At 70.8% G+C, this 19,203-nt stretch carries 18 protein-coding genes; 11 read left to right on the top strand and 7 right to left on the bottom strand.

Annotated features, from left to right (window positions below):
- The first annotated feature begins 112 nt into the window (after nt 1-112).
- Nucleotides 113-1,072: an ATP-binding protein gene (locus ACZ4N4_RS30770; RefSeq protein WP_467594863.1), complete on the top strand. Its 960-nt coding sequence runs from the start codon at nt 113-115 to the stop codon at nt 1,070-1,072.
- A gap of 52 nt (nt 1,073-1,124) precedes the next feature.
- Nucleotides 1,125-1,517 carry an SCO5389 family protein gene (locus ACZ4N4_RS30765; RefSeq protein ID WP_453564323.1) on the top strand — a complete coding sequence of 131 codons (393 nt, stop codon included), beginning with the start codon at nt 1,125-1,127 and terminating at the stop codon, nt 1,515-1,517.
- 129 nt (nt 1,518-1,646) lie between these two features.
- Here the strand turns inward: ACZ4N4_RS30765 and ACZ4N4_RS30760 are convergent, their stop codons facing one another.
- Entirely contained in the window at nt 1,647-2,615 is a 969-nt protein-coding gene (locus ACZ4N4_RS30760) for a threo-3-hydroxy-L-aspartate ammonia-lyase (RefSeq protein WP_467594860.1), read from the bottom strand.
- A 140-nt stretch (nt 2,616-2,755) separates the two neighbouring features.
- Here ACZ4N4_RS30760 and ACZ4N4_RS30755 point away from each other — a divergent pair, with 140 nt between their 5' ends.
- Nucleotides 2,756-3,436, top strand: a complete 681-nt coding sequence (locus tag ACZ4N4_RS30755; RefSeq protein ID WP_467594857.1) for a helix-turn-helix transcriptional regulator — start codon at nt 2,756-2,758, stop codon at nt 3,434-3,436.
- Between the two features lie 14 nt (nt 3,437-3,450).
- Here ACZ4N4_RS30755 and ACZ4N4_RS30750 read toward each other — a convergent pair whose 3' ends face one another.
- Genes ACZ4N4_RS30750 through ACZ4N4_RS30740 form a run of 3 tightly spaced genes read right to left on the bottom strand, consistent with a single transcriptional unit; the run spans nt 3,451 to nt 7,468 of the window.
- A complete protein-coding gene (locus ACZ4N4_RS30750; RefSeq protein WP_467594855.1) occupies nt 3,451-4,692 on the bottom strand; it encodes a vWA domain-containing protein in 1,242 nt (413 codons plus the stop codon).
- Nucleotides 4,689-5,906, bottom strand: coding sequence for an AAA family ATPase (locus ACZ4N4_RS30745; protein ID WP_467594852.1), 1,218 nt, complete (start codon nt 5,904-5,906; stop codon nt 4,689-4,691). Before ACZ4N4_RS30745 ends, ACZ4N4_RS30750 begins: the two co-directional genes overlap by 4 nt.
- 41 nt (nt 5,907-5,947) lie before the next feature.
- Complete coding sequence (locus ACZ4N4_RS30740; RefSeq protein ID WP_467594849.1) at nt 5,948-7,468, bottom strand: hypothetical protein; 1,521 nt, start codon at nt 7,466-7,468, stop codon at nt 5,948-5,950.
- 203 nt (nt 7,469-7,671) lie between these two features.
- On the opposite strand from ACZ4N4_RS30740, the gene ACZ4N4_RS30735 reads away from it, so the two are divergent.
- The 4 genes from ACZ4N4_RS30735 to ACZ4N4_RS30720 all read left to right on the top strand — a co-directional run bounded on the left by ACZ4N4_RS30735 (nt 7,672) and on the right by ACZ4N4_RS30720 (nt 11,229).
- Nucleotides 7,672-8,193, top strand: a complete 522-nt coding sequence (locus tag ACZ4N4_RS30735) for a SigE family RNA polymerase sigma factor (protein WP_450763921.1) — start codon at nt 7,672-7,674, stop codon at nt 8,191-8,193.
- Nucleotides 8,194-8,203: 10 nt separating this feature from the next.
- Nucleotides 8,204-8,749, top strand: coding sequence for a hypothetical protein (locus ACZ4N4_RS30730; RefSeq protein ID WP_467594845.1), 546 nt, complete (start codon nt 8,204-8,206; stop codon nt 8,747-8,749).
- Between the two features lie 102 nt (nt 8,750-8,851).
- The gene (locus ACZ4N4_RS30725) at nt 8,852-9,967 is read left to right on the top strand and encodes a dolichyl-phosphate beta-glucosyltransferase (protein ID WP_467594842.1); all 1,116 of its coding nucleotides are present in this window, start codon (nt 8,852-8,854) and stop codon (nt 9,965-9,967) included.
- Between the two features lie 2 nt (nt 9,968-9,969).
- Entirely contained in the window at nt 9,970-11,229 is a 1,260-nt protein-coding gene (locus tag ACZ4N4_RS30720; protein ID WP_467594839.1) for a hypothetical protein, read from the top strand.
- Between the two features lie 198 nt (nt 11,230-11,427).
- Here ACZ4N4_RS30720 and ACZ4N4_RS30715 read toward each other — a convergent pair whose 3' ends face one another.
- Nucleotides 11,428-12,105 (bottom strand): TetR/AcrR family transcriptional regulator, encoded by a 678-nt coding sequence (locus ACZ4N4_RS30715; RefSeq protein ID WP_467594836.1) that lies wholly within the window; start codon nt 12,103-12,105, stop codon nt 11,428-11,430.
- A 252-nt stretch (nt 12,106-12,357) separates the two neighbouring features.
- On the opposite strand from ACZ4N4_RS30715, the gene ACZ4N4_RS30710 reads away from it, so the two are divergent.
- Nucleotides 12,358-13,392 carry a type 1 glutamine amidotransferase family protein gene (locus ACZ4N4_RS30710; protein ID WP_467594833.1) on the top strand — a complete coding sequence of 345 codons (1,035 nt, stop codon included), beginning with the start codon at nt 12,358-12,360 and terminating at the stop codon, nt 13,390-13,392.
- Between the two features lie 288 nt (nt 13,393-13,680).
- On the opposite strand, the gene ACZ4N4_RS30705 is transcribed toward ACZ4N4_RS30710, so the two are convergent.
- Nucleotides 13,681-14,322, bottom strand: coding sequence for a hypothetical protein (locus tag ACZ4N4_RS30705; RefSeq protein WP_467594830.1), 642 nt, complete (start codon nt 14,320-14,322; stop codon nt 13,681-13,683).
- 149 nt (nt 14,323-14,471) lie between these two features.
- Between ACZ4N4_RS30705 and ACZ4N4_RS30700 the strand changes: the two genes are divergently transcribed.
- The 3 genes from ACZ4N4_RS30700 (at nt 14,472) to ACZ4N4_RS30690 (ending at nt 18,089) form a co-directional block, all read left to right on the top strand.
- Nucleotides 14,472-15,119: a hypothetical protein gene (locus ACZ4N4_RS30700; protein ID WP_467594827.1), complete on the top strand. Its 648-nt coding sequence runs from the start codon at nt 14,472-14,474 to the stop codon at nt 15,117-15,119.
- Nucleotides 15,120-16,133: 1,014 nt separating this feature from the next.
- Nucleotides 16,134-17,699 (top strand): DUF7405 family protein, encoded by a 1,566-nt coding sequence (locus ACZ4N4_RS30695; protein WP_467594824.1) that lies wholly within the window; start codon nt 16,134-16,136, stop codon nt 17,697-17,699.
- 63 nt (nt 17,700-17,762) lie between these two features.
- The gene (locus tag ACZ4N4_RS30690; RefSeq protein ID WP_467594822.1) at nt 17,763-18,089 is read left to right on the top strand and encodes an HXXEE domain-containing protein; all 327 of its coding nucleotides are present in this window, start codon (nt 17,763-17,765) and stop codon (nt 18,087-18,089) included.
- A 150-nt stretch (nt 18,090-18,239) separates the two neighbouring features.
- Here the strand turns inward: ACZ4N4_RS30690 and ACZ4N4_RS30685 are convergent, their stop codons facing one another.
- Nucleotides 18,240-19,040, bottom strand: a complete 801-nt coding sequence (locus ACZ4N4_RS30685) for an SAM-dependent methyltransferase (protein WP_467594820.1) — start codon at nt 19,038-19,040, stop codon at nt 18,240-18,242.
- Between the last annotated feature and the right edge of the window lie 163 nt (nt 19,041-19,203).

Here is a 19,203-nt window from a genome sequence, read left to right as displayed (position 1 = left end):
GTCAACTCCTCCGGGCCGCCACCCGGTTGGGTCACCCCGATTTGACAGCACCCGGCCCCCTCCCCAATCTATGATCATGACATCCATTTTCAACAGGACGGGATGACCAGCGATGCGTGTGGCTTTCGTCGGCAAGGGCGGCAGCGGCAAGACCACCCTGTCGGCCCTCTTCACCCGTCGGCTGGCGCGGTCCGGCGCGCCGGTCGTCGCGATCGACGGCGACATCAACCAGCACCTGGCCCACGCCCTCGGCCTCGGCGAGGACGAGCTGTTCACGGTGCCGCCGCTGAGCGCGCGGACGGATGCGATCAAGGACTGTCTGCGCGGTACGAACCCCCTGATCGCATCCGGGGAGGCGATGGTCAAGACGACCCCGCCCGGGCGTGGCTCGCGGCTGCTACGGCTGCTCGGCGACGACGAGGTGCACTCCCACCACGTCCAGGAAGTCGACGGGGTGCCGCTGATGGTCACCGGCGCGTTCACCGAGAGCGACCTCGGGGTGGCCTGCTACCACTCCAAGCTCGGCGCGGTGGAGCTCTATCTCAACCATCTGGTGGACGGGCCCGGCGAGTACGTCGTCGTCGACATGACGGCCGGCGCCGACGCCTTCGCCTCCGGCCTCTTCACCCGCTTCGACATGACGTTCCTGGTGGTCGAGCCGACCCTCAAGAGCCTCTCCGTCCACCGGCAGTACCGGGACCACGCGGCCGAGTTCGGCATTCCGGTCGCCGTGGTCGGCAACAAGGTGACCGGCGCCGACGACCTCGCCTTCCTGCGCGAGCGGGTGGGCGACGACCTGCTGGCCCACTGCGAGCTGTCGTCGTACGTCCGCGCCCAGGAGCAGGGCCGGGCCGGCGGTGCGCTGGAGCCGCACAACTCCCGGGCCATGGACCGGCTCCGGGCCGCCGTGGACGCGCGGACCAAGGACTGGGACGCCTTCCAGCGGCATGCCGTGGAGTTCCATCTACGCAACGCCACCGCCTGGGCGAACGCGGCCACCGGCCGGGATCTGGCCGCCCAGGTCGACCCGGACTTCCGGCACGGTCCGGCGGCCCTGCCCGCCTTCGCCTGAAGCCCGCTCCCCTCTCGATCCACCCACCTCGAACAGAACAGGACACAGCCCTATGTCGCTCGACGTCTCCCCGCAGCTGCTCGCCGAAGCCGAGAACGGTGCGGTACGGGAGGAGGACTTCGTGGCAACCGTCCGTACGTCGCTGCCGTACGCGTACCACCTCATCGCCCGCCTGACCGGCGAACTGCGCGACGGCACCCGCGAGTTCGCCGACAACCAGACCCCGCCACCGTCCGAGAGGGAGCGCGGGCAGCTGCTGCGGGCGCTGTCCTCCGACGCGATCCGGTCCAGCCTGGAACGGCATTTCGGGGTCGCCCTCGCCTTCCAGAACTGCCACCGGGTGGCGGTGTTCCCGCCCGAGGCGCGGGGCGGCCGGACGCACACCCGCTTCACCTCGACGCGCTCGCAGATCCTCAACCAGTCACCGGAGTTCCGCGACTGCTGAACCGGGCGGGCGGGAAGCGACGACCCGACCTCCGCGGGAACTCACCGACTCCTGCTCCTCCGAGCCCCCTTGGTCAAAGGCCCTCCGCCTTGCCCCGGCCGGCGGGGCCGGCGGGGCCGGCGGGGCTGCTCAGCCGGTGACGATCTCGGCGAACCGCTCGGCGCCCACGTTGCCGCCGGAGAGGATGACCCCGATCCGGCGCGGCAGCGGCGCCACCCGCTGGGCGAGCAGCGCGGCCAGACCGCTGGCGCCGCTCGGCTCCAGGACGGTCTTCATCCGCTCGAAGGCGAACCGCATCGCGTCCCGGATCTGGTCGTCGCTCACCAGTGAGATGTCGTCCACCAGACGCCGGTTGACGGAGAAGGTCAGCTCACCGGGGATGTCGGCCGCCTGGCCGTCGGCGATGGTCCTCGGCACCGGGATGGACACCCGGTGCCCGGCCTCCAGGGACCGCCTGGTGTCGTCGCCGGCCTCGGGCTCGACCCCGACGACCCGGATCCCGGGCAGCAGGCCCTTCGCCGCGGTGGCGCTGCCGGCGATCAGCCCGCCACCCCCGACCGGCACCACCAGGGCGTCCAACTCGCCGACCTCCTCGATGAGTTCGAGGGCGGCCGTACCCTGTCCGGCGATCACATGCGGGTGCTCGTACGGCGGCACCAGGGCGAGTCCGCGTTCGGCGGCGAGGGCCTCGCCGATGGCGACGCGGTCGCCGGTGTACCGGTCGTACGTCACGATCTCCGCGCCGTATCCGGCGGTCGCCTCCAGCTTGGCGCGTGGGGTGTCCTCGGGCATCACGATGACGGCGGTGGTGCCGAGTTCGCGGGCGGCGAGGGCGACGGCCTGGGCGTGGTTGCCGGAGGAGTAGGCGGCGATGCCCTTGGCCAGCTGTTCGGCGGAGAGCCGGGACGCGGCGTTGTAGGCACCCCGGAACTTGAAGGCGCCGATGCGCTGGAGGTTCTCGCACTTCAGGAACACCTCGGCGCCGACCAGTTCGTCCAGGGTGCGCGAACGCAGCACGGGGGTGCGGTGGGCCACTCCCTTGATCCGCGCGGCCGCGTCCTGCACGTTCTGAAGGGTCACGGGCGGGGTGTCGGGCATGTTCGTCCTCCGTTCTGGGCGCCGCCGGGCGCCGGCTGGGCGTCGAGCACAGCCGTTCGACGCCGACCGCATGGAATTATTGTCTATCATCTGGACGTGAAGTCCAGACCCGGTCCGGGCGGGGACACGGAGGCGAGCGGATGGCACAGGAACCGACGGGGACGGCGGGCGGTGCGGCGGCGCGGGCCGAGCAGGACGCGATCATCGCCGCGCTGGCCCCGGTCGTCGAGGGGATCGTGGCGACCTTCGGCGCCTTCTGCGAGGTCGTCATCCATGACTTCCGCCGCCCCGAGCGCTCCGTCGTGGCGATCGCCGGCTCGGTCACCGGCCGCGGGGTCGGCGGATCGATGAGCGAGATCGGCATGAAGCTGCTGGCGGCCGGCGACGCGGCGACCGACGAGTTGAACTACCTCACCCGCACCCGGGACGGGAAGCTGGTCAAGTCGTCCACGATGGTGCTGCGCGACTCGGCCGGTACGGCGTTCGGGGCGCTGTGCGTGAACCTCGACGTCACGGCCGTGACCCAGGTCCACGCGCTGGTCGGCGACCTGGCCGGGGTCGCGGCCCTGCCCGGGACACCGCCGACCACGACGTTCGGCGACGACATCACCGCCGTACTGGACTCCATCGTCGACACCCGCCAGCTGCGCGAGGCCAGGCCGTGGCCCCAACTCACCCGCGACGAACGCCTGGAGCTGTTCCGGGACCTCGACCGACAGGGTGTCTTCGCGGTGCGCGGCGCGGTCCAGCAGATCGCCACCCGGCTCGGCATCTCCCGCGCCTCCGCGTACAACTACCTGGCGGCGACCCGGGCGGAGTAGCCCCGAAGGCAGGGTCATCCGATGTGTACGACCCGGGCCCAGGCGGGCGGTTCGTCCGGTACGTAGTCGGAGTCGTCCTCGTCGTACGACGTGCCGGTGCAGTGGCGGGGGAACAGGCCGACCACCGTCCGGCAGGGCGGCTGGGTCCCCGGCCAGGGTGTCTGTCCGTCGGTCAGGGCCACCACGACGTCCGGGGCGGGGCGGGCCCGCAGCGCTCTGGCGAAGCCCGCGCGCAGGTCCGTTCCGCCGCCGCCCACCAGCGCGATGCCCTCCGCACGGCACAGGGGGTGCACGGTCCGGGCGGCCGCGTCACAGGAGACCACGCTGACCAGGTCCCGGCGGCCGCCGACGGCGCGGGCGATGGCGGCCACCTCCAGCAGGGCGCTGCCCAGTTCGGCGTCGCTGACCGAGCCGGAGGTGTCGATGACCACGGAGACCCGGGGCGGCCTGCGGCGCAGGCTGGGGAGCACCACGCCGGGCAGACTTGCCGAACGGCGCGACGGGCGACCGTAGTCGTAGTCGTCGCCCGCACCCGTGGCGGAGGTCGCCGAGCGGACCGCCGCACCCAGCAGCTCCCGCCACGGCTGCGGCGGGTGGAATGCCTCCTCCGCCCAGCGCCGCCAGCCGTCCGGGGTGCTCCCCGGGCGCCCGGTGATGGCCTGCGCGACCCGGAACCGCACCCCGTCCCGCTCCTGCTCGCTGAGGCCGTGCGCGCCGTCCGGCCCCAGGTCCCAGTCCCGTGCGCGGCCGTCGGCGCCGCTGCCGCAGTCCAGCCAGGTGAGGGACTGGGTCAGCGGTCCCAGCCGGAACCGCCGTAGGTAGTCCTCCATCAGCAGGCCCTCGTCCAGCTTCAGGTTGCGTGGGCGGACGGCGCCCTGGGGCCGGGCGAGTCCGTCGCCGTACGCGTCGTCGTTGATCTCCAGGTCCGCCGCGATGTTCATCCGCAGCCGCTCGCCGGCCCCGGTCAGCCCGCGTTGCACGGCGACCCGGTCGCTGCGCCCGTGGTGGTCGCGCAGCAGGTGCGACACCTCGTGCACCCAGACCCCGGCCAGGTCCTGCACCGGCATCCGGTCCACGAACGCCGGCGAGACATAGCACCGCCAGTGGGCGTCGACGGCCATGGTCGGCACCTGCCGCGACTCCACCACGTGCAGGGCGAACAGCGCGGTGGCGAGGTAGGGCCGGGCCCGGGCGGCCTGCAACCGGGCCGCGTACAGCTTCTCCAGGTCCAGTGTCCCGGCCGGTGCGGTGCTCATCGGGAGGCCTTCGCGGCGACGCGCTGGGCGGCCCGTTCCGCCCGACGGGACACCGAGACGGCTCCGGCGAGGCGTTCGACGGCGTCGGGCACGTCCCAGTCCTCCCGGCGGAGCGAGGCGAGGGTGGCGGCGGGTACCACCACCAGATCCGGGGCACCGGTGTCCAGCGCGCGGACCAGCAGCGCCCAGGCCGCGTCCCAGCGGGCCCGGTCGGGCCGCTCGCGCACGGCGGCGACCACGCCGTCGAGCACGGCCTGGCGCAGGTCGCCGCGCTCGGGCAGCTCGGCGGCACCCGGATCGGCGAGCAGGATCTCGGGATCCGGCAGCTCCATCCGGTCCACGCTCGCGAGGAGTTCGAGCCCCGGTCCGTCCCCGACGGTGCCCCGCACCAGCAGGGAGAGCACGTCCCGGGAGGAGCCGGCGGCGTGCGCGAAGGCGACCAGCCGCAGGGTCATGTCCCAGCTGCGGGGCGAGGGCCAGGCGCCGCCCTTGCGCGTCTCGCCGCTGGGCAGCCGGTGGACGAGCGTGGGGCGGGTGGCGAGCAGACCGCACACCGCGCGGCGCGCGAAGTCCACGGCGGCGGAGAGCCTTTCCGGGTCGAGCCGGGGCAGGGTCGCCCGGGGCCAGGTGCCGCCCAGACCGCGTACCACGACCTCGTGGTCGTGGGCCCACTGCAGATGCACGAACCGGTTGGCCAGCGGCGGGCTCAGCTCCCAGCCGTCGGCCGCCGAGGACCGCGGGTTGGCCGCCGCCACGATCCGTACCCCCGGCGGGAGTCGCAGCGCGCCGACCCGTCGTTCCAGGACGAGCCGGAGCAGGGCGGCCTGCACGGCCGGCGGCGCGGTGGACAGCTCGTCGAGGAAGAGCAGGCCCCGGCCGGCCTTCACCAGCCGTACCGCCCAGTCCGGCGGAGCCATCGGGACGCCCTGGACGGCGGGGTCGTCGCCTACGACGGGCAGTCCGGAGAAGTCGGACGGCTCGTGCACGCTGGCGATCACCGTGGTCAGCGGCAGGTCGAGGGAGTCGGCCAGCTGGGTCAGGGCGGCGGTCTTGCCGATGCCGGGCTCGCCCCACAGGAGGACGGGCAGGTCGGCGGCCACGGCGAGGGTGAGCGCCTCCAGCTGGGTGTCGGGGCGGGGTTCGGTGGCGGAGTCGCCGAGCAGCTTCAACAGGTCTTCCGCGACGTCGAGTCGGGCGGAAACGCGCATGGGCATGTCTGATCACCTTGGGGTGTGAGTGAGCAAGTGGGTGTGGGTCAGCGCCAGGTGGCGGGGCGTGGGCCGAGGCGCGGGTCGCGGGAGCGCGGTCGCCGGCGTTGCCGGGTACGGACGGGGCCGGTTCCGGGTCCGGCGAGGCCCGCCCGGTAGAGGCCGTACGCGATGCGCCGGCGCGCGGCAGACTCCAGTTCGTCCTTCAACGGCCCGTCACGCAGCACGGCTTCGGGCCCCAGCAGTCCTTCGACGACGGCGAGCGCACCGGCGATGTCCCCGTGGTCGAGCCGTTCGCGTACGCCGGTGAGGCAGTCCGGGCGGCGGTGTGCCTCGTCGATGACGCGCAGGCAGGGCAGTGGCGGGCCGCCGAGCGCCACCAGCAGTTCCTCACGCCGCAGTTCGTCCGGGGCGTGGTCCAGCGGGGACAGCACCCCGTCGACCAGTCCGATGCGGTGGAGGACGCCCCGGCACTCCACGAGGCGTGGCTGCCCGGCCGGATCGGGGTGCGGGAGACGGGCGGCCGGTGTGTATCCGGGTACGAGCGCCTCCGCGACCAGCGGATGCAGCCGCCCGGCGTCGATCAGCCCGGCGCGCAGCAGCTCCAGGTCGGGGAGGGTCCAGGTCGCCGCGTCGGGCAGCACGGGCAGTGAACCGGTGTGCCCGCCGCGGCTCGTGGTCGCCGTCCCGTCGGCCGCGAGGTGCAGGGCGAGCCGCTGCCGGCCGCGCAGGTGCACGGCGACGGTTCCGCTGTCCCGCCCCTCGGCACGCAGCACGATCCGCCCCTCGTCCGCCCAATGGTCGGTGGCACACGACGAAGACAACGGACCGGGACCGGAGTGCGGACGCCGTTCGACGGCGAGGTCCGAGTGGGTGCGCGGTTCGACGACGAAGTCCCAGTGGGTACGCGGTTCGACGACGAAGTCCGAGTAGGTGCGCGGTTCGACGACGAAGTCCCAGTGGGTGCGCGGTTCGACGGCGAGGTCCGAGTGGGTACGCGGTTCGACGGCGAAGCCCGTGTGCGCCCCTTCGCCGCCGGACCGGGTCCGTAGGTCGCCGGCGGCGCCCGCGTCCCACAGATGGCGGTGCAGGTCGAAGCGGAACCGGCGGCTGGGGCGCGGATGCGGATGCCCCCGGGCGGCGGGCTCGCGCAGGTTTCCGTCCCAGAGCGCGAGGCTGACCCGCTGCCCGGCGTCGGCCCAGGCCGGCGGTGTCCGGGCCACGAGCTCCACGGATCCCTGCCCGACGTCATAGCGGGCGAGCGGCATGGTCAGCCCGGGCCGCAGCAGCCCGTCGGGCGCGATTCTCGGCAGGTGCCAGCGCAGCAGTTCGGGGGCGAGCCGCCGCAGGTCGGCACGGACCCGTTCCATGACGTCCCGGCCCCGGGTACGGGCCAGGTCACGCAGGTTGAGGTCGACGTCGAAACCGGCGGCGGCACACGCCCCCGCCCAGTCCCCGGCAGCGCGCCGGGCGGTCGCGGTTTCGATCATGGCGGGCGGCACTGCGAACTCGCGCACCCGCCGCCAGAGGAGAAGCCGGGTGTCCTCGTACACGGGGTGAGTGGCCATCAGCACTCACCTTGCGCGGACGGGACCCCCGATCTGTGATCAGAGTGAGTGGTCATCGCGGGCAGCATACGGCGGCGGCTCCCCGGTCGGCCACGCAATTACGCGGCGGCCCGCACGTGACGGGGATCACCTCGGCCGAGTGCAGCGTTCCGTCGCTCCCAGGGCCTTTTCCCAGGTGTAGGCAGCCGGGGAGAGCGGGGACCGTGGGAACCGAGGGAACGGAGCAGGCTCGGGCCGGTGAGTACGACGAGTTCGTGGCGGCCCGCTGGTCGGGGTTGTTCCATCTGGCCCGTCTGCTCACCGGTGGCGACCGGCATCGGGCCGAGGATCTGTTGCAGGAGTCCTTGGTCAAACTGTGGTTCGTCTGGCCGAAGATCGCCGACGAGGCACCGGAGGCGTACGTCCGCAAGGTGCTGGCGCGTGCCGCCGCGCGCTCGGCACGGCGCCGCTGGTGGGGCGAGCGCCCCGTCGAGGATCTGCCCGAGGTCGCGGCGGCCGGCGACCTGTCGGCGGCCGTCGCCGAGCGGTCCCGTCTGGAGGCCGCGCTCGCCCTGCTGACCCCGCGCCAACGGGCCGCGGTCGTCCTGCGCTACTACCAGGACCTGCCCGACCGGCAGGTGGCCGAGGTGCTGGGGTGCCCGGTGGGCACGGCCCGGTCGCACGCGGCACGCGGTGTGGCCCGGCTGCGCCGGCTGCTGACCGACGTCATCGAGCCGGTGGGGTGAGGGAGAAGCCATGGATCACTTCGAGCGGCAGCTGACGCAGTTGATGCACGGCGAACGGGAACCGGCGGCCTTCGAGCCCAGGCACCGGGACCGGCTGCGGGCCGGTGTGCAGGCCCGGCGGCGGGCCCGCGCGGCCCGGCGGGCGGCCGGGGGTGTCCTCGCGGCCGCGGGGCTCGGCCTCGGTCTCTTCCTGTGGCCCCATTCCGGCGTTCGTGGCGAGCCCGGCGCGCCCCACCCGTGGCCCGCGACCAGCCCCGGCCCGAGCACGGGCACGACACCGGGGCCGAGCCTCTCCCCCACCGCACCGGTCACCGGCGCCACGACCTCGGCCCTGCCACCCGAGGACACCTCCACGCCCTCGGCCCCCGTCTCGGCCACGAACGGTCACTCGGCCTCGTCGACGCCGTCCGGGACGACCACCAAGGATTCGGGCGCGACCTCGTCGGAGAGCGCGTCCACGGACACGTCCGGGGACTCCACGCCCACCTCGTCCCCTCCGTCGCCGCCCGTGACCGAGGGAGCCGACCCGTCGACCTCGGCCGGCTCGGCCGGATAGCGAGCAGCCCTCCGTCTCTCATCCCACCCCGCCGGGTGTGCCTTCGGCGCGCCCCGAGAACGAGTACGAATGCGAAAAAACATCATGAAACGCACTCAGTTCATGTCTCCCAAAGCCACCTCGCCGACCCCGGCTCCCCCACTCCCGACCTACCACGACGAGCCGGTCCTGGACCTGGCCGTGCCGGTGTTCAACGAGGAGACCGACCTGGAGCCGAGCGTGCGACGGCTCCATGCCCACCTGCGGGAGACGTTCCCGTACCCCTTCCGTATCACCGTCGCCGACAACGCCAGCACGGACGCCACCCCGCTGATCGCCGCCCGGCTCGCCGGTGAACTGCCCGAGGTGGAGTGGATACGGCTGGCCGAGAAGGGGCGCGGCCGGGCGCTGCGGGCCGCCTGGTCACGATCGCGGGCACCTGTCCTCGCCTATCTCGACGTGGACCTGTCGACCGGGCTCGCGGCGCTGCTGCCGCTCGTCGCCCCCCTGCTCTCGGGCCACTCCGACCTGGCCATCGGCACCCGGCTGACGCCCGGCTCCCGAGTGGTGCGCGGCCCCCGGCGGGAGATCGTCTCCCGCTGCTACAACGTCCTGCTGCGCTGCACCCTTTCGGTCCGGTTCTCGGACGCGCAGTGCGGTTTCAAGGCGGTACGCCGGGACGCCGCCGAGCGGCTGCTGCCGCTGGTGCGGGACTCCGGCTGGTTCTTCGACACCGAGTTGCTGGTCGTCGCCGAGCGGGCCGGGCTGCGCATCCACGAGGTGCCGGTCGACTGGGTGGACGACCCGGACAGCCGGGTCGCGCTGCTGTCCACCGCGGTGGCCGATCTGCGCGGTGTCGCGAGGGTCGGCTGGGCACTGGCCCGGGGCGCGCTGCCGACGGCCCGGCGAGAACGGCGGTCCGCGACACCGGCGGTCGTCACGGCTCTCGGGCATCTCCTGCTGTACGCGGCCGTACGCCCGGTCACCGGCGAGCAGGTAGCCAACTCCCTCTCGCTGCTTGCCTGTTGGACTCTCGCCCAGACGGCCCTCGGCGCGCTTCCACTGCCCGCCCTGGCCGTCCGGCTGGCCCTCTCCGCCGGCTCGCTCGCCGCCCTGCGGTACACCGTGCCCGCCGCCGGGCACCGCGCCGAACTCGCCGTACTGGCCGCCGCCCATCTGGCCCTCATGCCGGCGCTGTTGCCGCTCCGGCGGAACCGGACGGAGTCCGCGGCCTCGTGAAAATGCCTGTGACGACACTCGTGACCATCACGCCCCCGGTCCTGCCCGAGACCCCCGCTCCGGGTGCTCCGGAGACCTCTGTTCTCCGGCGGTGGCTGCGCCGTTACGGCCCGGTCCTCGCGGTGTACGGGGTCCTGAAGCTCATCGGCTTCGGCTCGTTCATGTATCTGCTGGACTCGGCCGGGGACTTCCGCAGGAAGCATCCGCGCTTCGGGGGCGGCGCGCGCACCTGGGACGTGCTGGGCACCTGGGACGGCTGGTGGTACCAGCAGATCGCCCTGCACGGCTACCACCCCGCGCTGGTCCCGGTCCCCGGCGCCACCGGCCTGATCACCCTCCAGGGCAACTCGGCCGCGTTCTTCCCGCTGTACCCGGCGCTGATGCGGCTGGTCATGGAGGCCACCGGTCTCGGCCCGTTCGGTGCCGGGCTGCTGGTGTCGGTGGTGGCCTCGTTCGTGGCGGCGCTGGGGATCCATGCCGTCGCCGCGTGGTTCGGCGGCCGTCGGGCGGGGCTGGCGGCGGCCGGACTCTGGGCCGTGTGGCCGGGCTCCGGCGTGGAGTGGGCGGTCTACTCGGACTCGCTGTACGTGGCTATCGCCGCGTGGGCCCTGTACGCGGTACTGACCCGCCGCTGGCTGACGGCCGGTGTGCTGACCTTCGCGGCCGGGCTCAACCGGCCCACCGCCGCCGCCCTGATCGCCGCGCTCGCCCTGGCCGGGCTGCTCGCACTGCGCCGCCGCGAGGACGGTGTGGCCCGTCCGCTGACCGCGATGCTCGTGGCCCCACTGGGCCTGCTCGGCTACCTCGGCTGGGTGGGCCACCGGATGGGCGACTACGGCGGCTACTTCAGGCTCCAGTCGGCCGCGTGGGGGCACGAGTTCGACTACGGCAGGCAGACTCTGGACGTCCTGACGTCGGTCGCCGTGGGCCACTTCGGCTATCTGTTCGCGCTCCCGTTCGCGGACGTCATCGGTGTCGGTGTCGTGCTGCTGGACCTCGCACTGCTGCCGTTGCTGATCCGGCTGCGGCCGCCGGCGGTGGTGGTCGTGCACACGGTGCTCACCCTGGCGCTGGTGCTGGGCAGCCAGCAGTACTTCGCGAACGTCTCGCGCTATCTGCTGCCCGCCTTCCCGCTGTTCGTGCCGCTCGCGGTCGCGCTGCGCCGGGTCGGCCCGCCCTGCCAGTGCCTCGTGCTGGGCCTCGCGGCCCTGGCCTCCGGCTCGTACGCGGGATACGCGCTGTTCGAACTCGGGGTGCCCTAGGGGGTGTCCGGCGGCTCAGAGACGGAGGGGAGAAGGACGGGGCGCCGCGTCCCACGCCGGCACCGGTTCACCAGCTCACCAGCTCACCAGCCTCCGCCGGACGAGGTCTCTCCGGCGGAGGCCACGAAGAGCATCGGGCTTGCCGACCCCCTCCGGTTGCACAGCGCTTGAGCCCGCGCCCGGCCGGTCCGGATGGGGTCACCGGTCGGGATTGGCCATCAGGCCGATCAGGAAGATCGTGATCGCACGTCCGAGCGTCGCAGCGAAGGGCGTACGGAGGAACACGAGACTCGGGTCGGCGGCGTAGGCGGCCCGCACGGCCGCCGCCGGATGGCTGTGCGTCCACAACGCGCCGACGAGAACGATCGTCATGCTGGCCGCTTCGGCGGCCTCTCGCTCGCCGAGTTCGGGCAGGACCTCCTGCAGCATGCCTGCCAGACCGGCCAGACCGTCGTGCGCCGCCCGCTTGTATTTCGCGGCCACCTCGGCGGAGACGTTGTGCTCCAGGATGCCGGCCTGGGCGCTGAGCAATTCGCAGAGCATCTTCCGGGACGCGAACGATGTGGCCAGACCTGATGCCACCGACTCGGCTCTCGCGATCGCGGAACCCGTCCGGTCGACGCAGGCGGGCAGCTGATCGACCACCTCTGCCAGAAAATCGCGGGTCAGGCTCTCCAGGAGGTCCAGCAGGACCGCCTCGCGCGACTCGAAATAGCGCATGACGTTGGACTTCGCCAGTCCCACGCGGCGGCTGAGCTCGTTGAGGCTCAGGGCTGAGACCGGCATCTCGCTGAGCATGGTCGCCGCTGTCTCCAGGATGCTCCGGCGGCGGACTTCGCGTTGCTCCTCGCTTCTGGCGCGCTGGAACGTGTTCATATCCACATGTTACAGACCAGCGGTCCCTTGCGTAGAGACCAAGGGTCTCTTATCCTCGAAGAGGCCGCCGGTCTGTTAGGTGGGACCCGGTTCGACGTCAGATCCCACGCGTTCTCGGGACGGGAGGCCGGCCGGACATGCGGCGGACGCACCGTGAAAGCCACGGCAGCCGCCGATCACCCCGGATCGGTCTCCGCCCCCGAGCCTGCGTGACAGCCCCCCTCTGACCAACTCCTGAGCAAAGGAAAGATCATGACTGAATCCACCCCCGCGCGGCCCAAGGCCCTGATCGTCCTGTCGTCGGCGCGCCGGCTCCCGCTGAGTGAGCCCGTCGGCCACCCGGGGATACCGACCGGGTTCTTCCTCGTCGAACTCGCCGCCGTGATGGCGGAGTTCGAGCGCGACTACGACTTCATCCTGGCCACACCGGACGGACAGCTGCCGCAGCTCGACGTCAACGGGCTCGCTCTCAACTTCCAGGCGGGCGGAAACCTCGGTCCCGCCACCGCCCGCACCACCATGCAGCGTGGAGTCGAGCGCTTCAGCCCCGAGAAGCTGCGCCAGAAGAATCCGGACCTCCTCAAGCGTCGTGAGACCGAACTCGCCCTGGCCCACCGGCTTCTCGGCCGCATCCCGGTCTCCGACCCGCTTCCCAGGACCGACGCGGAGGCCACCTCCATCCGAGGCGATGTCGTCACCGGATTCGAGGCATTGCCCCAGCGTGAGTACCTGTCCATCCAGCAGCTGATCGAACGGCACCGCGATCCCGCGTCCGGCTTCTCGCTGGCAGACCTGGCCTTCGTGCACATGCCCGGCGGGCACGCCCCGATGGTCGACTTCCACGACAACCCGTGGATGGGCGAGTTGCTCCACACGCTGCGCGAGGCCGACGTCCCGATATCACTCATCTGCCATGCCCCGGTGGCCCTCACTTCGGCGCGCTACCGGGTCGACGGCGACGGGGAGGTCACGACCGATCTCGACCATGCCTTCAAGGGGGCACGGATCACCACCGTGCCCAAGTACGGCGAAAGGGCGATGCTCGGGTTCCAGTACCCCAAGGTGCCCGGCGAGCGCACGCGCCTGACCTACTACGTCGACGTGGCGCTCAAGGAGGCCGGTTACGACGTCAACCTCACCCTCAATCCCGCGGCCGCCAAGGTGATCTGGGACGCCGACCACTCCCTGCTGACCGGCAACGGACCCCAAGCCGCGGATGAGCAGGCCGCCCGCCTGGCCGAGATCGTGCGCGACCGGGCGCACAACTCCCTGTCGCACACGCGCTAGTGCCGCGTCAAACGGCGTTCGCCCTGTAGTGCCGCGCTATTTGAAGGCCGTGGCCGACAGTCGTCATCCGTCATGCCGTCCTCGTGGCTGAGCGTGTGCGGGTGCGAGAGATCGATCGGTGGCGCACTCATCGTGCCGTCAGGAACGTGATCGCCCATCGCCGGGCCGCCTCGCCCGCTACCGGGGACACACAGCCGGTACGTCGACCTCACATCGTCCGCAGGACCCGCTCGGACGCCGCGTCGCGGCCCGGCTCGTACTCGAAGCGTGCCGGCTCGGTGTTGCGCGTCAGCGGTGGTCGACGTAGGCGACGAGCCCGCCGATGGTCAGGCCCAGCGCGCATCCGCGGCGGAAGGACTCGTAGCGCATGAGCGGGGTGTGCTGGGCGTCGGTCATCGCGTACGGTGCGCGGATCCCCAGTTCCACGCCGCACAGGCACACGACGTAGCCGTGACGCAGGGCGGCGGCTGCCCACTCGGGGTCGTGCGGGACCCAGGTCCGGGAGTAGATCTCACCGTCGGGCGTCCGCAGTTCCAGCCGGGAGTAGGTGTATCCGTAGCACTGCGCCAGTTTTGGCTGTTCATCGGGTATCTCGTGCAGCTCCCATCCGGGGATCGAGGGCAGGTCGCAGAAGACCTCGGGCGGTAGGCGCCTCATGCCGAACAGGATGGCGCCTTCGAGCTGCGGTTCCTCGGGTATCTCGTCGAGCGAGGCTCCCTTCGGCACGACGGACCCGAAGTGGCCCACGCCCACGGCACGCCTGAACTCGAAGAGGGCAGTGGGCATGCGGGGCGTCTGTGCGGGATCGATGGTGACTGTGCCTTCCGCGGTCTCCAGGCCGCCCAGCACGCACTCGAGCTGCAGCGCGGGGTCGTCGCAGAACAGGATCTGCCCGAGGTCGTCGACCTGTTCGAACTGATACCAGCTCATCTCCTGCAGCCCTTCGGTTGGTTGCGGTTCCGCGTCCGCGAAGCAGACGACTCGATGTTGAACCATCCTATTGAAGGATCGTTGAACAATCCATACATTGGAATGCGTGCACCACCAGGCCGGCGGTCTCGTCGAGAGCAGGGGTGAGGGTGAGCGCGGAGGAAGCAGGCAAAGGGCGGACAGGCGTGGGGCGGCGGGCGCTGGTGGGCGCCGCAAGCACCGGCGCGGCGTTGGCGCTGTGGGCGATCGTGCGTTTGATCGGGCGCACAGCCTTCGTCGCGCACGCCCAGTGGATCGACGCGCTGTGCGCGCTGGCGATCCTCCTCGGCTCCGTGTTCCTGTGCACGTGCTGGTACTTGGACCTCCGGTGGCTGCTGTGTGCGGTATGCCTTTTCGGGGTGCTGATCCTGCAGAACCTGGAGCTGGAGCAGCAGGCACTGCACCAGCACGGGCGTACCGAACACGTCAGGGTCCGACAGATTCAGTGGTCCGCCGGGGACGGCATGGATCCGGGCGTCCACCGCTACACGGTCACCGTCATCGACGGCCCACCGCTGGCTCCGTTCGAGGAGAACGGGCTCATGGGCTGGAACTGGGTGGTAGGCGGCACTTACACGGTGACCGTCGATCCGCAGGGCAGTGCCCCGCTCAGGCGGGGGGACAAGCCCGGGCCTCCGGTGATCCAGCAGTTTCTGCAGATCCCGCTCGGCCTCGGCGTGGCCTTCGCCCTGTGGCGGCCCGCAGGGCTGCTCCTGCTCCGACAACGCGTCCCGTCAGCCGGACCCACTCAGCCATAGGGGGCTGTGATCGAGCGGCGCCGGGGCGCGGACAATCTCACCCGCCGGTCCCGGGAGTGCGGATGGTCGGCGTCGTCTCGGTTGATCTGGTCCCGCTCGCTGTCGTGACGACCGGCCTCAAATACGCCGGCTTATCGGGCTTTCTGTCACCCACGGCGGTTCCAGTCCTCGTGACAAAGCGACAATTGTCGTCCCCGCTGCCCGGCGGCCTCGTGCCCGACACCGACCGCTGACCAGGGCAAGCCCAGCACTTTTGTCAGGAGTCCTAAGCGACCCAGGACGGCGAAACCTCACCACGCACACCACCGCCGGCCCCACAGCCCTCGGCCCCACCTCCGCCGGCTCCACGGACGGCAACCGCTGACCTCATGACCGTTCCGGTAGCAATGGAGCGTCCGGCCTTCGGAGTTGGTGTGGCTCTCTCCCCCCTTGGGGCCACGCCTTTCACATAATGCGGCGCCTGCCAGGGGCGACCGGTCACGGGCGACGCCTGCGTCGAGCAGTTCGGCCTGTGGAAGTAGGACATCGGCCTGATCGCCGCCGAGTGCCTTCTGTCTCCGGCAGCCAATCGCTGCCGGCGGGGCATAAATGCTGGGGCGGTCGTCGCCGGGTCGGCGTGGTACTTCTCCTCGAATTCGACGGAACTGAGATGACCGAGCCTTTCTGGATGCGGCGGGGATTGCGAAAGCCGTCGACGTATTCGAAGAGGGCGAGGTTCGCCTCGGCCCAGGGGGTGAAGACGCGGCCGCGGGGAAGCTCGTCCTGGACGAGCCGATAGGTTTTGAGCCGCGCCCGGTCGGTGTTGGCTCAATAATCCAGGCCGCGTGTTGGCTTCAATGCCCCAGGCCGCGTGTGGTTGTATCGCGGCATCGAAGGTGATGGTGATGGCGATTAGCCCACCAGGCTAATCGGGCGCCGGTCCGCACTTTCTGTTTCAACCCCTGCCTCCTCCGACGCGCAGACCTCGATGCCGGCTGATGGCGGACGTCTACTCCAGTAGGGTGAATACGTTTCATGAAAGACAGCGACGAAAACGAGCGTACGGGGCGACCACGCGGGATCCTGAGTAGGCGACGCCTCTTTCAAGGGACAGCGGGCACTTTCGGTGCCGCTCTGGCATCCGCCGGCATCTACGAGTTGATCGACACCATTGCAGAACCACCATCCCGGCCCACTGCCACCGACAGCCCGCCCAGCCAGGAACAATATATCCTGCAGAACGAGCAAGTGGTCATGGTCAATGGCTCGGGTGTGAAGAGCAGCGATGGCAAGATTGCGGTCCGGGTGCCGGCCCTGCACGATCATGTCATTACCGCAAGGCTGAATGTGTCGGCGAATGCCAAGGCGTTGCAGGAGGCGCAGCACCACCTCGAGTCCGTCCTCCTGGATTTGGAACGACAGTTCCCGCCCACTCCCACAGGAGTGGGCATCACGGTAGCCTGGGGACTTCCCTACTTCCACCACTACATCCCGACCCTGGGAAAGACGTCGGACTTCTTCAGAGCGGGAACCTCCTACCCTGCGTATCTGCCGGTCGATTTGGAGACCTCCAAGAAGGAGGGCCGTACCGTATATGCGGTGCAGGAGGCCAGGACGTTCCCCAGCGACCAGCCCCCGCCCGGCTTCGGACCGGTCCGCCTGGAACAGAACGACGTGGCCGTGCTGCTCCGCAGTGACTCGCTCGCCTATATCAAAGCGGCCAGCAACACCCTTTTCGGGGCTGGAAGCAACCGGGCGGGCAGCCTGTTCAAGGTGACGAGTATCCGCCAGGGATTCTCCGGGGGCGGTTTCTACGGGCAACAGGGCCTGCCGAGCAAGCTGGCGCTGGCAGCCGACATCCCCGGTGCGAAGTCGATTCCTCGAGTGGCACAGGGCTTCCTCGGCTTCGCTACCACCCTGGATTCGAATATGGGACCTGGCGTCATCGCCAATCTGGAGACCCTGCCCGGCCTCACCGATCAGTGGCCCAACGGGTACTTCAAGCAGGGGACCACCATGCATCTCTCGCACCTGTTCCAGGATCTGGTGACCTGGTACGAACAGAACTTCCCTCAGTACTCGGATCGCGTCCAGGCCATGCTCCATCCCGGCCTCTCACCCGCGCCCGCACCGGGTACGCTCGCCCTCCAACCGCCAGGTCAGAGTGAGGCCCAAGTGGCACAGGGGGTCCAGCGGTACCACGGGTACGGCCACACCGGGAGCATGTCGGAGGTGGACAGCACCACGTCGCCGCAGACCAGCAACTACGGGAAGGCCTATCCCACGGGTACGACCATCCCCGTGCGCGGCGATTTCGACACGCTGGACAATCCGTTCCACTACACATCCGATCCGACGGGAGACCACTACAGCAAAAAGCCGGCGGCCGGTTTGCACTTCATTCAGTTCCAGCCGACGACAGCGTTCTTCAATCTCGTTCGGCTCTCGATGGACGGCCACTATCCCGGTAGGACCCTCCCTGTCGCACCGCGCAGTTCCCACGCCGGCATCAACTCGGTCCTGAACACGACCCACCGGCAGAACTATCTGGTTCCGCCACGTCGTCATCGCTCCTTCCCGCTGGCCGAGTTCCTCGTCTGACACAAGCCGCGCGGCGTCCTGAGCTTCTCTCTCAACCTGAGACCCGTTGCCGGGGAGCCCACCGTGTCAGGAACTGCCGACGGGCACCGCACGGGTGGACGCTCCGGCTTCTATCAGGGTGCTCTCAACGGATTCGGGCTGCACGCACTGGCGCATCTGGCCCAGGCCGCCGTCGTCCGTGGATACACGACCGGTGCGGTCACCTCACCGCTGGTGGTCATCCCCTTCACGCTGTGGGCTCGCGGCCGGCTGCGGCGGGCCGGTGTCCTGCCGTCCCACACGCTCACGCGAGGCGCTGCAGGGGCCGGCGCCGGCTGCGGCGGCCACGGCGGCCGCGGCCGGGACGCACCTGATGGCGCGACGGCTTCTGCGCCGGGGGCCGGACAATGACCGAACCTGATCACTCACTTGGGGATTCGCCGGACGAGGCACGGCCTTCGGCTGATTCCGTGCTCCGACCAAGGACACACTGACCAGCACGAAGGCCGTGGGGGAGGTCAAAAGAAGACCAGGCGCGGCGCCTGGCACCCCGGGGGCGGGTCAGCCCTTCTTGACGGCCACTCCGCCGTAGAAGCCGATCTCCTGGGAGCCCTCCGGCGGGGTGGTGTCCGGGCGCCAGAACGGGACCTGGATCAGGCCGGGTTCGACCAGCTCGAAGCCGTCGAAGAACTGCTCGATCCGGGGGCGGGGGCGCAGGTTCATGGTGGCGGTCGCGTTGTTGTAGACGGCCTGGGCCTCGCTGCGGTCGTCGGCGAAGTCGTCCGTGGCGTGCGAGAGCACCAGGAAGCTGCCGGCCGGGAGCGCGTCGCGCAGGGTGGCCACGATCCGCTCGGGCTCCTCCGCGTCGCGGATGAAGTGCAGGATGGCGACGAGGAACAGGGCGACGGGCTGGTCGAAGTCGATGATCCGGCGGACCTCGGGGTGCTCGACGATGGACTTCGGGTCGCGCAGGTCGGCGAGGACGATGCTGGTGGTGCCGGCCCGGTTGAGCAGCGCGTCGGCGTGCGCCTTCACGATCGGATCGTTGTCGACGTAGGCGACACGGACGTCCGCGGCCGCCTTCTGGGCGATCTCGTGCACGTTCGGCGAGGTGGGCAGCCCGGTGCCGACGTCGAGGATCTGGCGGACCCCGCTGTCGATGACATGCCGGACGGCGCGCTGCAGAAAGCCGCGGTTGGCCCGCACCGAGATCCACACCTCGGGCGCGACGGCGGCGAGCTGGTCAGCGGCCTTGCGGTCCACCTCGTAGTTGTCCTTGCCGCCGAGCAGGTAGTCGTAGATCCGCGCGGGATGCGGCTTGCTGGTGTCGATCTCCACGAGGCGATTACCGTCCTGCGTCACGTGCGCTCCTCTCGATGACCGCCCCGGCCCCCCTTGGCACACCGACGGCTGGCGACAGCTTTCCATATCAACTTCGGTGTTCGTGCACGGAGTTCCGGCTGGGGACCGCACGGCGTCCGCCCCTGTCGCGACGTCACGGTCGTCACCGGTGGTGCCACCCGCC

Source organism: Streptomyces sp. NPDC026538, assembly GCF_055567535.1.
The sequence above is the reverse complement of the archived record's forward strand: the minus strand, read 5'-3'. Positions and strand labels throughout refer to the sequence as shown.